Raw genomic sequence first — 12,913 nt, forward strand, 5'->3', positions numbered from 1 at the left:
AAGGATTTTATGGATTTACCGGATCCAGCCAACCATATTTGTCTTCGGTCTTGCCGGTAAACAGGCCAAAGAACGCCTGTTGGATCTGTTTGGTCACCGGGCCGCATTTACCAATGCCGACCTTGATGCCGTCAACGCTACGAACCGGGGTAATTTCTGCGGCGGTACCGGACATGAACACTTCATCGGCCAGATACAGCGACTCGCGCGACAGCACTTGCTCACGCACTTCGAAGCCCATGTCTTTCGCCAGCTTGATGATGGCATCGCGGGTGATACCCGGCAGCGCGGAAGAGGTAAACGGCGGGGTGAACAGCACGCCCTCTTTCACTTCAAACAGGTTTTCACCTGCGCCTTCGGAAATATAGCCGTGCACATCCAGCGCGATCCCTTCCTGATAACCGTGGCGGCGCGCTTCACTGCCCACCAGCAGGGAGGAAAGATAGTTACCGCCGGCCTTGGCCGCGGTTGGGATGGTGTTTGGTGCCACGCGGTGCCAGGACGAAACCATCGCATCGATACCTTGATCCAGCGCCTCTTCACCCAGGTACGCGCCCCAAGGAAACGCCGCGATAATCACGTCTGTTTTGTAACCTTCCGGAGGGTTAACCCCCATGCCGACGTCACCGACAAACACCAACGGGCGAATATAAGCGCTGCCCAGATTATTTTTACGCAGCGTGGCGCGACAGGCTTCCATCAGTTCATCAACGCTTTGTGATACCGGCATACGGTAGATTTTCGCCGAGTCATGCAGGCGCTGCATATGTTCACGGTGACGGAACACCACCGGGCCTTTATGGGAGTCGTAGCAACGGACCCCTTCAAACACCGAAGTGCCGTAGTGCAACGCATGCGACATCACGTGCACTTTGGCGTCAGCCCAAGGAACCATCTCACCATTGAACCAAATGTAATCGGCTTTCTTCGTCATTGTTATTTATCCTTCTCGCGCGTCAGGCGCGTATTTGTTGTGATGTTTGTTGCTGGATCTCAACGCAGGAGACATCCATCAGTTTGCTCAACTGAGATGACAGTAGATCCACCGGGCGCTGGCTGGCAACGGTCAATTCAATATTAATCTTGTCGGTATTTGCCGCCGTTGCCATATTCATAGCACAAACCTGAAAACCACGATGACGCACGACACGCAATACGCGCTCTAACATTTCAGGGCGAAAACGGGCCTGGATCGAGAGTTGATGCTGCATCATGATATTTTCTCCAACATGGTTTCGTTACCGGCACCCGGCGGCACCAGCGGCCAGACGTTTTCAAGTTCATCGATCGACACGTGCAGCATGTAAGGCCCTTCGCTGTTGAATAAGGCATCGAGTGCGTCTGCTACCTGGTCTTTGCGGGTAATACGCTGGCCGGGGATGCCAAAGGCATTGGCCAACATCAGGAAATCGGGGTTATCGGAGAGATTGGTTTCGCTGTAACGCCCGTCAAAAAACAGCTGCTGCCACTGACGAACCATCCCCAAACGCTGGTTATCCAGCAAAACGATTTTCAGCGGTAACTGTTTGCGTTTGATGGTACCCAGCTCCTGCACATTCATCATGAAAGAACCGTCACCCGATACGCAGACCACCGTATCCTCCGGGCGGGCCATCTGGGCGCCAACCGCGGCCGGAACGCCAAAACCCATGGTGCCCAAACCGCTGGAGGTGATGAAATTCTCAGGGCGTTCAAAGGTCATGTGCTGCGCGGTCCACATCTGGTGCTGGCCCACGTCGGTGGTGATTACGCTGTTGGCCGGCTTGCGCTCGGACAGCTGCTTCAACAACAGCGGCGCGTAGATCGGCTGGCCTGGATGGTCATAACGCCAGGTATGGGTTTCTTTCAGTTCAACCACTCGCTGCTGCCAGGCGGCGATCTTCAACGGCTGCTGCAATGCCGGTAACAAGGCTTTCAAATCACCCTGCAGCGCCACGTGGGCCTGGCGCAACTTGCTCATTTCCGCCGGGTCGATATCCATGTGGATCACCTTGGCATGCGGGGCGAAAGCATTCAGTTTACCGGTTACGCGATCGTCAAAACGCGCGCCAACGGCAATCAGCAAATCGCACTCCTGCACCGCCAGGTTGGCGGCTTTGGTGCCATGCATCCCCAGCATACCGAGGTAGTACGGCTGCTCAGCGTCCGGTGCGCCCAGCCCTTTCAGCGTGGCAACGTTGGGCATTTGGGTCACCGCGATAAACTCTCGCAGCGCCGGTACCGCCTGCGCCATGCCAACACCGCCGCCGACGTACAGCATCGGCTTGTGCGCCTGCGCCAGCAATTCGGCGGCCTGCGCCAGCTCCGCTGCCGGGTAGTGCAGTTCTTCCTCTACCGGCATCAGGTGCGGGTGTAATTCGCCGTGTGCCAGTTGGATGTCTTTCGGGATATCGATCAGCACCGGGCCAGGACGACCGCTGCTGGCGATGGCGAAGGCTTCCGCCATGATGCCCGGCAGCGCATCCAGTGATTCCACCAGGAAGCTGTGTTTGGTGCAGGCCAGCGACAGGCCGAGGACATCGATCTCCTGAAAGGCATCGGTGCCAATCAGTGCGGAGCCTACCTGACCGGTGATCGCCACCAGCGGAACAGAATCCAGCAGCGCATCGGCCAGGCCGGTGATCAGGTTGGTGGCGCCGGGGCCGGAAGTGGCGATACAAACGCCCACCTTGCCGGTTGAACGGGCATAACCAATGGCAGCCATCGCGGCGCCTTGCTCGTGGCGGCACAGCAGGTGTTCCACCCCACCGTCATACAATGCATCATAGACCGGCATGATTGCGCCACCCGGGTAGCCGAAAACCGTATCAACTCCCTGTGCACGCAATGCTTGTACTACCCACTGAGCCCCGTTCATAGTTATTTCCCCGCCTTACTTCGACAACTGCAGGATTTTGTTCTGTCATTCATATTGTTATCCTCGTTTCACTTTTCTCTTGCCAATAAAAAACCCCCGGACCTTTCGGTGCGGGGGTTCTCTTGCGATTCCGGCTTGTTTTCTAAGCCATTCTTCGTCCAAGTGCAGCCCCGCACGGTGGGATAATAATCACCACCACGCTAATCACGACTAGGCTAATCACTTGGGCAAAGGCTTTCATAATAGGTTTGTTCACTGTGCTCGTTTCGAACTAATGCCTACAGAGGTACCATAGTCCCGCGCGGCATGACAACACTTTTTTTGCGTTATTATTCGGCGCAATCTGGTCATACCTCGTGCAAAATGCCCGGATTTCAAACGTTAGCCTGCACGCCCGAAGAGTTAACCTCACCCGAGATTGCCTTGCCGCGCGTGTCCTTGCCAAAGAACACCAGTAGCGCAATGACAATCGCCACCGTGCCGGCAATAATCGCCATCGCCAGGCCATAATTATGGCCGTGATGTTCGGCGATGGTCGCCTGCAGCGTAGCGTTGACCGAAGCAATCAGGTTACCCAGTTGGTAAACAAATCCTGGCAGCACCGCACGGGTATTGGCCGGCACCAGTTCGGTGAGATAAGTCGGTATCACGCCCCAGGCTCCCTGCACCATGAACTGCATCAGAAATGCGCCAATCCCCAGCATCAACGAGCCGCTGGAAAATGCCCAAAGTGGGATCACCGGCAAGGCCAATAACGCGGCAATGATAATTGCCTTACGGCGGCCGATTTTTTCCGATAGCGCACCGAAGAAAACACCGCCGATAATTGACGCGATATTGTAGCTAATAGCGATGATACTGACGGTTTTAGGATCGAAACCGTGCTGAACTTTCAAAAACACCGGATACATATCCTGGGTGCCGTGCGAGAAGAAATTGAATGCCGCCATCAGTAACACCAGATAGCCGCACAGCTTCCAGTGACTTTTCAATACCGGCAGCAGGGCGCTGCTTTCCTTGCGTTCACGCGCCGCCAGCCACACCGGCGATTCCTGCACGCAGTAGTAAATAAACGGCAGCAGTAAAATTGGTGCCGCCCCGATCACAAACATGCCGCGCCAGCCAATCACCTCAAACAGCAGGCCATACACCACCGCCGCCAATAGATAACCGAACGGGTAACCGGCCTGGAAAATCCCCGACATCAGGCCACGCGAACGATCCGGAATGGTCTCCAGCGCCAGCGACGACGCGACGCCCCAGATCCCGCCCATCGCCACGCCGTACAACACCCGCAGTAACAGGAATACCGTCAACGACGGTGCCGCTGCGGACAACAGTTCAAAAATCGAGAAGAACACGATATTCAGCATCAAAATCGGTTTACGGCCATACTTTTCCGCCGCCCGGCCGAAGATCAGTGCACCAATCGGTCGCACCGCCAGCGTCAGCAAGATAGCCAGCGTCACCTCCTCCATGCCGACATGGAAAGATTGCGCGATATCGCTGAGCAGAAAGACCAGCACGAAAAAATCGAAAGCATCAAGCGTCCAGCTTGAAAAGCTGGCGATAGCTGCATTGCGTTGCAGCGGGGTCCAACCAAACATAGTGTTATCCCTACTCTGGAATACGAGGTCATGAGGTTTAGCGGCTGCCGCAGCGGAAGGCGACGGCGGTCGGAGTTTGTTAACGAAGTGATTTTTATTTTAATCAATTGTTAAATACACCCATTCCCCCCCTCACTGCAACTTGGTTAGCTTGCTAATTTGTTGCAGCATTCACGTATTTGTTAAGGGGTATTGCCGCAACTTGCGCAGTGCTGCACAAAAATTCGTTATCTCTATGAAATTCATTGTTTTAATTGCGGATTTCCACGCAAACATTCCAAGGTTACCGCGCCTTGCCAGGGTCTTTGCCGCATCATGTTGCCTACAGCAAGGAGAGCAATATGTCACTGGCGGTTATCTATACCCGAGCCACGCTGGGCGTTCAGGCCCCTTCGGTTACGGTGGAAGTGCATATCAGCAACGGGCTACCCGGTCTGACCATGGTCGGCCTGCCGGAAACTACGGTGAAAGAAGCCCGCGATCGGGTACGCAGCGCATTGATCAACAATGGTTTCACCTTTCCCGCGCGGCGTATCACCGTCAATCTGGCACCGGCCGATTTACCCAAGGAAGGTGGGCGTTACGACCTGCCGATCGCTTTGGCGATCCTCGCCGCCTCCGAACAGTTACCGGCCGATAAGCTGGCTCGTTATGAATTTCTTGGGGAGTTGGCGCTATCCGGCGCACTACGGGGAGTCAGTGGCGCGATACCCGCCGCGCTGGCCGCAATGGATGCGGGCAGGCAGTTGATTCTGGCTGCCACCAATGGCCGAGAGGTGGGGTTGATTACCCAGAGCGAAACCCTGGTGGCAGAACACCTGCTGGAGGTGTGCGCCTTTCTGCTGGGTAAAGGGGACTTACCGATAGCCAGCGCGCCGCCGGCAATGGAGAGCGCGCAAGAACCTGCCGACCTGCAAGATATCCTGGGCCAGGAACAGGCTAAACGGGCGCTGGAGATCGCCGCGGCCGGGGGTCACAACCTGCTGCTGGTCGGCCCACCGGGAACCGGGAAAACCATGCTGGCCAGCCGTTTGAATGGCCTGCTGCCCCCGCTGACCGAACGAGAGGCACTGGAAAGCATCGCGGTAGCCAGTCTGCTGCATCACCCTGCACAAGCGCTGCCATGGCGACAGCGGCCGTTTCGCGCACCGCATCACAGTGCCTCGATGGCCGCGCTGGTTGGCGGCGGCTCGCTGCCGCGGCCGGGTGAGATATCCATGGCGCACAACGGCGTGCTGTTTCTTGATGAGTTGCCCGAATTTGAAAGGCGAGTGCTGGATGCCCTGCGTGAACCCCTCGAGTCCGGCGAAATAGTCATTTCTCGCGCTACGGCCAAGGTCTGCTTTCCGGCCAGAGTGCAGTTGATCGCCGCCATGAACCCCAGCCCCACCGGCCATTATCAGGGCATGCATAACCGCGCGTCCCCACAACAGATCCTGCGCTATCTCGGGCGGCTTTCAGGGCCGTTTCTCGATCGCTTCGATTTATCGATTGAAGTGCCACTGCTGCCACCAGGCGTGCTGAGCAAACGACGCATCGCCGGTGAAAGTAGTACTCAGGTACGCAAGCGGGTGCTGCTGGCACGCGAAAGGCAGCTCAACCGTTCAGGGAAGATCAACGCCCTGCTGAATAATCACGAGGTAGAGCGTGATTGCGCATTGAGCGAGGCGGACGCAGATTTTCTTGAGACGACGTTAAATCGATTGGGATTATCGGTTCGCGCCTGGCAGCGGATTTTAAAAGTGGCTCGCACCCTGGCGGATTTAGCAGGAGATCGGGATATTGATAAGCGCCATTTGAGCGAAGCGCTGGGCTATCGCAGTATGGATCGCCTGTTGCTGCAGCTGCACCGCAGCCTGGAATAAAAATGGGGCCCAAAGGCCCCATCGTTATCAATCGTCGCTGTCGGTGTAATCTTCCACCGCATCAGCCTGCGGCTTGCCGCCGGACAGGGTATGGAATTTTTTCGGGCGGCGTGTGCGCACCAGATATTTAGCCCATACTTTTTCCTGCTCGGTAACCGGCTCACGCTCACCGTGGCACACTGCGACGAACAACTGTTCTTCTTCAGTGACCGGCTGACGTTTGCCCGCGTCCAGCTCATTGAACGCATACCCGAAACGCTCTAGCAATTGCGCTTCTTTAATGGTGAAATCGCCGTGACGGGAGAACCCGCGAGGATAATGTTTATTATCAAAAAAACGACTGGTCGTGGTGAAGCTATCCGCCATCTGACACGCTCCTAATTCTCTCATGGCCGTGCTGTTTATGGCGCGGAGTATTAGATAGGCTTGACATTGTGTAAAACAAAACATTTAAATCTTAACGATAAAAATTTCTGGAGATGGGTGTGGATACCGAATTACTGAAAACCTTTTTGGAGGTCAGTAGAACGCGTCACTTTGGCCGAGCCGCAGAATCCTTGTACTTAACGCAGTCTGCCGTTAGTTTTCGTATCCGCCAGTTAGAAACCCAATTGGGCGCGAATTTATTCACCCGACATCGTAACAATATCCGTCTGACGCCAGCAGGGGAGCGGCTTCTGCCCTATGCTGAGAGCCTGATGACGACCTGGCAATTGGCGAAAAAAGAGGTAGTGCGTTCGCTGCAGCATACTGAATTGTCCATCGGTGCCACCGCGTCATTGTGGGAAGCTTATCTGACCCCGTGGCTGCAATCGTTGTACCAACAACGCGAGGCATTACAGCTGGAAGCCAGGGTGGCGTTACGGCACTCTTTGGTAAAACAGCTGCATGAAAGACAGCTCGATTTGCTTATCACCACCGAGCCGCCAAAAATGGATGAACTGGCCAGCCAGCTGTTGGGCAATTTCTCGCTGCGGCTGTTCTCCTCCACCCTGCGTGATAAACATGCGCCGATGCCGTATATCAAGCTGGAATGGGGGGCGGATTTTCATCAGCAGGAGAGCCGTATGCTGGAGGGGGATAATTTGCCGGTACTCACCACAACCTCCGCACACCTGACCCGACAACTACTGGAAACCACCGGCGGCTGCGCCTTCCTGCCCAGTCAATGGGAGAAGGACTACCCGCAGTTGGCCGCCATTGCCGACATCCCGCCGATAATCCGCCCGCTGTATGCCGTTTGGCTGCAAAATAGCGATCAGCAGCCGCTGATCCGGCAACTGCTGAAAATACCTTTAAATACTACGGCATGAGGCGTTATAACGGCGTTAAGCGAGGATGCCGGGGTTTGGTTCGTCTACCGAGCCAAAACGCGCTCATCGCCTTCTGAAGGCCGATAAAGCCGAACAACAGAATGCCGATGACAATTTTGGTCCACCAGGAGCTGAGCGTGCCGTCGAAAGTGATGTAACTCTGTATCAGCCCCTGGATCAGCACGCCGAACAGCGTGCCCAATACGGTGCCGACCCCACCGGTCAACAAGGTGCCACCAATCACTACCGCAGCAATGGCATCCAGCTCGACCCCGCTGGCCGCCAGCGCGTAGCCCGCTGAGGTATATAACGAGAAAATAATCCCGGACAACGCAGCCAGCGTGCCTGAGAGCATATAAATCAGCACCGTAGTCCGTTGCACCGGTACGCCCATCAGCGCCGCAGACACCCGATTACCGCCGATGGCGTAGACGTTGTGGCCAAATCGGGTGCGGTGCGCCAACACTATGCCGACCGCCACCACCATTAGCATCACCAACGCCAGCAGCGTGAAACGGCCGCCACCCGGCAGTTTCCAGGCGTAGTTCGCCAGCGTGGCATACAACGGGTGATCAATGGGAATCGACTCTTCCGAGACGATAAAACTCATGCCCCGCACGAAGAACATTCCGGCCAGCGTGATGATAAACGCCGGTAGCTTCAACACATCGATGATCCAGCCCATCAGTGCACCAAACGATGCCCCCATCAGCAGCGCAATAACAAACGCATAGCCCGGGGCAATACCGTAGGTTCCGATCAATTTGGCCAATAGCACCCCGGTGAAGGCGATCACCGAGCCGACCGACAGATCAATACCGCCGGAAAGGATCACAAACGTCATGCCTACCGCGACAATGCCAAGAAAGGCGTTGTCGGTCAGCAAGTCACACCACACCCGCGTTGAGGCAAAGCTGGGGAACTGAGTAAGGCAAAAACCATAGCCCAGGAGGAACACCAGGACAGTCATCAACAGTGGCAGATTACGCTTGATCATGGCCTTTTTCTCCTAAGCAGTTGACGCAACGAAATGCTGGGTGATTGCACCATCAGCACCGCCAGCACCACGATCGCTTTCAGCACCAGATTAAACTCCGGCCGATAGCCGGAGAGCAGAATACCGGTATTCATCCCCTGAATAATTAATGCCCCCACCACCGACAGCAGCAGGTTAAAACGCCCCCCAAGCAATGAACCGCCGCCAATCACCACCGCCAGGATTGCATCCAACTCCAGCCACAGCCCGGCATTGTTGGCGTCTGCACCCCGGATATCCGCCGTAACTATGATCCCGGCCACCGCAGCACAGAGCCCGCAGATCACATATACCGCCATCACCACCCAGCGCGTACTGACCCCCGCATTGCGGGCCGAGCGCAGATTGATGCCCACAGCCTCGATAAACAGCCCCAGCGCCGTTTTACGCGTCAGCAGCCAGATCAACAGCAGCATCACTGCGGCAATGATCGCCGGCAGCGGCAAATACATCAGCGCGCCGCTACCAAGCCACGCCAACCCTTCTCGTTCAAAGGTGACGATTTGTCCTTCGGTGATCAGTTGTGCAATGCCACGACCGGCCACCATCAGCATCAACGTGGCAACAATCGGTTGTATCTGCAGTACCGCCACCAGAAAACCGTTCCACAAGCCACACAGCGCTCCGGCCGCCAAAGCAGCGGCCAGCACGTACCCCAGCGGATAACCGGCACTGGTCAAGGTTGCGGCCGTGGCACCGGCTATCGCCATCACCGCCCCCACGGAAAGGTCGATACCCCCGGTGGCGATCACTAACGTCATGCCCAATGCCAATAACGCTACCGGCGCGCCACGGTTAACGATGTCGATCACGCTACCAAACAGTCGGCCGTCCTGAATGTGGATGGAAAAGAAATTCGGGGCGACCAGGCTGTCGATCAGCAAAATCACCGCCAGCGCCCCCAGTTGCGTTGCCCCTGCGGGGAACACCCATCTGACCTTGCGTGGCCCACCGGACATGGAAAAACTCCTGAGGTTCATTCAACCCCCTGTTGCGCGGCAATCGCCTGCATGATTGCAGGCACCGTAATGGCGTCATGTTCAAGCTGCGCCACGTGCTTTCTGTCGCGTAGCACCAAGATACGATCGGCATAGCCCGCCAGCTCTTCCAGTTCGGAAGAAATCACCAGCAGCGCCAGCCCTTCATCACAGAGTTTTTCAATTAAACGAATGATTTCAGCATGTGCGCCAACGTCTATTCCGCGGGTCGGTTCATCCAGGATCAAAAAACGCGGTTTGGTCGCCAACCAGCGGGACAGCAACACTTTCTGCTGATTGCCACCGGAGAGATATTGGATCTGCTGTTCCGGCCCCGGAGTACGGATGCCCAGCAGTTGGATATAACTCTCGGCAATCCGGGTTTGTTCCCGCAGCGATAAGGGTTTTAACCAACCGCGTTGCGCCTGCAGAGCCAGAATGATGTTTTCCCGCACCGTTGCAGCGCCGACAATCCCGTCGGTTTTACGATCCTCAGGGCAATAGCCGAAACCGAGACTGGCCGCTTTACGAGGCGTACGGATGTTCACCCTACGGCCCTCGACTTTGGCACTACCGCTATCACGAGGTTTGATGCCGAATATCAGCTGAGCCGTTTCCGTACGCCCCGATCCCAGTAGGCCGGCCAGGCCAACTATCTCGCCCGGACGTATTTGCAGATCGAAGGGTTCAACCATGCCGCGCCGCCCGTAACCACTGAATTCGACCAGAGATGGCGCTTCAGTTAGCCCGTGCTCACCGCGTTTGAGCAGCGATTCGTCAAAGGCATGGCCAAGCATCATCTGTACCAATTCCAGGCGCGGTAAATCAGCGGTAATCTTGGTTCCCACTAACTTACCGTTGCGCAGTACGGTGATGCGATCGCAAATACGGTAAACCTGATCGAGGAAGTGGGTGACAAAGATCATCCCCATGCCCTGGGTGCGGAGCTGGCTGAGAATACCCAGTAGCATGCTGACTTCTTTAGCATCCAGACTGGCGGTTGGCTCATCCAGGATCAGGACTTTCGCTGACAAGTCGACCGCCCGCGCGATAGCGATAATCTGCTGGATCGCAATGGAGTAATTCCCTAATGGCTGGCTGACATCCAACTGTAATCCATACCCCAATAAAAGCTGTTGGGCCTGGCGCAGCAACTTTTTTTGATCAACCAGACCGAAGCGCGTTGGCTCTCGACCAATGAACAGATTGGCCGCCACCGAGATATTCGGCAGCAGGTTAACCTCCTGATAAACCGTACCAATCCCCAGCACTTGCGCCTGTGCGGTGCTCTGTGGGGCGATTGCGCGCCCCTCCAGCAGTATCTCACCGGCGGAACGCTGATAGACCCCGGTTAACGCTTTGATTAACGTGGATTTGCCCGCGCCATTTTCACCCAGCAACGCCATGATCTCTCCGCGCTGCAACGTGATATCGACCTGCTCCAGCGCTTTAACGCCAGGAAACTCAACGGATAATCCCTTAATCGCCAATAACGTGGTCTGAGATGTGTCCATCTTCTGTCCCGCCGGTAAGTGGATTAATAACCCATACTTTTCTTCAGCTCGAATTCCTGTTTCGCAGTATCTGGCTGCAGCAGTTTCGATTCAGTCTGGATAAACTTCGGCGGCTGAGTGCCATCTTTCTTCATCGCCAACAACGCATCGAACGCCGGGCCAGCCATATTCGGCGTCAGTTCAACCGTGGCATTAGCTTCACCATTCATCATCGCTTTGAATATGTCTGGCACACCGTCGATAGAGACAATTTTGATCTGTGAGCCCGGTTTTAAACCCGCCTCTTTGATTGCCTGAATAGCACCAATCGCCATATCGTCGTTATGCGCATACACCGCACAAATATTTTTGCCGTTTTGCTCGGCCTTGATAAAGCTTTCCATCACTTCTTTGCCCTTGCTGCGGGTAAAGTCGCCGGATTGCGAGCGGATGATTTTAACGTTGGCAGCGGTGGCTATGCCGTCGGCAAAGCCTTTCTTGCGGTTAATGGCGACGCTGGAGCCCACGGTCCCCTGCAGTTCCACCACGTTACAGGGCTTGCCGGCGACCTCTTTCACCAGCCACTCTCCTGCGACTTTACCTTCATGCACGCTGTCGGACGCCACGGCTGCGGTATACAACGAGGGATCGTTCACTTCGATCATCCGGTCGAGCAGGAATACCGGGATCTTGGCCTCTTTGGCCTCTTGCAGTACCGGGGTCCACCCGGTGGCGACTACCGGTGCAATGAAAATGGCATCAACACCCTGGGCGATGAAGGATCTGACCGCTTTGATCTGGTTTTCCTGTTTTTGCTGCGCATCGGCTATTTTTAACGTAATACCGCGTTTTTCCGCTTCCTGTTTCGACACCTTGGTTTCGGCAGAACGCCAGCCCGATTCCGAACCAATCTGAGAAAAACCGACGACCAGCGGTGCCGCCTGTACCGTACTTATCAATGCGCCAGTGATGACGGCCGCTAACAGCAGACGTTTAATCATGTTTGTGTTCTCCCCGCACTGCCCAGGCATCAGGCGACCTCAGGCAGTGGTAACTGTTGTTGTGTATGCTGCATATTTTTCTGGTGAAGTGGGTATCCAAAGACTCGGACACCCATTAGGTGTAGTCGAAAATCAGGCAGGAATAATGAGCGGCATCACATCACGGGAGAACAACCATTTTGTACATGGATCCAGCTAAAAATGTCTAAATTTGGAACAGTTTCGGCAGGGTTTTTAGGCAATTTATCAGAGGAATAGCGAAGATTAGGGAAAGTTGAAAGCAAAAAAAACCCTTCGCTTTCGCAAAGGGTTTCTAATATGGCAGGGGCGGAGAGACTCGAACTCGCGACACCCGGTTTTGGAGACCGGTGCTCTACCAACTGAGCTACGCCCCTAAATCATGCTTAACATTATGCCTGCTAAAGTTAGCAGGCATAATTTAAATAAGTGGCGGAACGGACGGGGCTCGAACCCGCGACCCCCTGCGTGACAGGCAGGTATTCTAACCAACTGAACTACCGCTCCACCGGTTCTTTCACGTTACATCTTTCGATGTGGCAAAATCGCGCTTGGCGATCTTGCTCATTACCGGGTGTCAAACCGATAACGTTTAATTGATGCCTGGCAGTGTCCTACTCTCGCATGGGGAGACCCCACACTACCATCGGCGCTACGGCGTTTCACTTCTGAGTTCGGCATGGGATCAGGTGGGACCACCGCGCTATTGCCGCCAGGCAAATTCTGTTTCATTCCAGCCGTCATTT

At 55.4% G+C, this 12,913-nt stretch carries 12 protein-coding genes, 2 tRNA genes and 1 rRNA gene; 2 read left to right on the forward strand and 13 right to left on the reverse strand.

Translation table 11 applies throughout. The annotated features are described in order from the left end of the window. Positions 1 to 7 precede the first annotated feature (7 nt). From ilvE to SERS4_RS0124530, 5 genes are all read right to left on the reverse strand, one after another. A complete protein-coding gene (gene ilvE, locus SERS4_RS0124515; RefSeq protein WP_017894395.1) occupies positions 8 to 934 on the reverse strand; it encodes a branched-chain-amino-acid transaminase in 927 nt (308 codons plus the stop codon). 22 nt (positions 935 to 956) lie between these two features. Next, positions 957 to 1,214 carry an acetolactate synthase 2 small subunit gene (ilvM, locus tag SERS4_RS0124520; protein WP_012147433.1) on the reverse strand — a complete coding sequence of 86 codons (258 nt, stop codon included), beginning with the start codon at positions 1,212 to 1,214 and terminating at the stop codon, positions 957 to 959. After that, a complete protein-coding gene (ilvG, locus tag SERS4_RS0124525; RefSeq protein ID WP_017894396.1) occupies positions 1,211 to 2,857 on the reverse strand; it encodes an acetolactate synthase 2 catalytic subunit in 1,647 nt (548 codons plus the stop codon). The genes ilvM and ilvG overlap by 4 nt, the downstream gene beginning before the upstream one ends. 142 nt (positions 2,858 to 2,999) lie before the next feature. Further along, on the reverse strand, positions 3,000 to 3,098 hold the full coding sequence (gene ilvL / locus SERS4_RS26655; RefSeq protein WP_015962288.1) for an ilv operon leader peptide: 99 nt from the start codon (positions 3,096 to 3,098) through the stop codon (positions 3,000 to 3,002). 133 nt (positions 3,099 to 3,231) lie between these two features. Next, positions 3,232 to 4,464 (reverse strand): MFS transporter, encoded by a 1,233-nt coding sequence (locus SERS4_RS0124530; RefSeq protein WP_017894397.1) that lies wholly within the window; start codon positions 4,462 to 4,464, stop codon positions 3,232 to 3,234. A 341-nt stretch (positions 4,465 to 4,805) separates the two neighbouring features. Between SERS4_RS0124530 and SERS4_RS0124535 the strand changes: the two genes are divergently transcribed. Beyond that, positions 4,806 to 6,329 carry a YifB family Mg chelatase-like AAA ATPase gene (locus tag SERS4_RS0124535; RefSeq protein ID WP_012147436.1) on the forward strand — a complete coding sequence of 508 codons (1,524 nt, stop codon included), beginning with the start codon at positions 4,806 to 4,808 and terminating at the stop codon, positions 6,327 to 6,329. Between the two features lie 27 nt (positions 6,330 to 6,356). On the opposite strand, the gene SERS4_RS0124540 is transcribed toward SERS4_RS0124535, so the two are convergent. Next, positions 6,357 to 6,695, reverse strand: a complete 339-nt coding sequence (locus SERS4_RS0124540; protein WP_012147437.1) for a DUF413 domain-containing protein — start codon at positions 6,693 to 6,695, stop codon at positions 6,357 to 6,359. Between the two features lie 119 nt (positions 6,696 to 6,814). Here SERS4_RS0124540 and hdfR point away from each other — a divergent pair, with 119 nt between their 5' ends. Further along, a complete protein-coding gene (hdfR, locus tag SERS4_RS0124545) occupies positions 6,815 to 7,642 on the forward strand; it encodes an HTH-type transcriptional regulator HdfR (RefSeq protein WP_026142584.1) in 828 nt (275 codons plus the stop codon). Between the two features lie 4 nt (positions 7,643 to 7,646). Here hdfR and yjfF read toward each other — a convergent pair whose 3' ends face one another. The 7 genes from yjfF to rrf all read right to left on the reverse strand — a co-directional run bounded on the left by yjfF (position 7,647) and on the right by rrf (position 12,884). Then, the gene (gene yjfF, locus SERS4_RS0124550) at positions 7,647 to 8,639 is read right to left on the reverse strand and encodes a galactofuranose ABC transporter, permease protein YjfF (protein WP_012147439.1); all 993 of its coding nucleotides are present in this window, start codon (positions 8,637 to 8,639) and stop codon (positions 7,647 to 7,649) included. Continuing rightward, the gene (gene ytfT, locus SERS4_RS0124555) at positions 8,636 to 9,637 is read right to left on the reverse strand and encodes a galactofuranose ABC transporter, ATP-binding protein YtfT (RefSeq protein ID WP_017894398.1); all 1,002 of its coding nucleotides are present in this window, start codon (positions 9,635 to 9,637) and stop codon (positions 8,636 to 8,638) included. Before ytfT ends, yjfF begins: the two co-directional genes overlap by 4 nt. Before the next feature lie 17 nt (positions 9,638 to 9,654). Continuing rightward, positions 9,655 to 11,169 carry a galactofuranose ABC transporter, ATP-binding protein YtfR gene (ytfR, locus tag SERS4_RS0124560; RefSeq protein ID WP_017894399.1) on the reverse strand — a complete coding sequence of 505 codons (1,515 nt, stop codon included), beginning with the start codon at positions 11,167 to 11,169 and terminating at the stop codon, positions 9,655 to 9,657. Positions 11,170 to 11,192: 23 nt separating this feature from the next. Continuing rightward, entirely contained in the window at positions 11,193 to 12,149 is a 957-nt protein-coding gene (gene ytfQ / locus SERS4_RS0124565) for a galactofuranose ABC transporter, galactofuranose-binding protein YtfQ (RefSeq protein WP_017894400.1), read from the reverse strand. A 319-nt stretch (positions 12,150 to 12,468) separates the two neighbouring features. Beyond that, positions 12,469 to 12,544 (reverse strand) — tRNA-Trp (locus SERS4_RS0124570). A 53-nt stretch (positions 12,545 to 12,597) separates the two neighbouring features. Next, positions 12,598 to 12,674 (reverse strand) — tRNA-Asp (locus SERS4_RS0124575). Between the two features lie 94 nt (positions 12,675 to 12,768). Continuing rightward, positions 12,769 to 12,884: ribosomal RNA gene (rrf, locus tag SERS4_RS0124580) — 5S ribosomal RNA — on the reverse strand. Positions 12,885 to 12,913 lie beyond the last annotated feature (29 nt).

The sequence above is a fragment of the Serratia sp. S4 genome (assembly GCF_000347995.1).
GTDB classification, from domain to species: Bacteria; Pseudomonadota; Gammaproteobacteria; order Enterobacterales; family Enterobacteriaceae; genus Serratia; species Serratia quinivorans.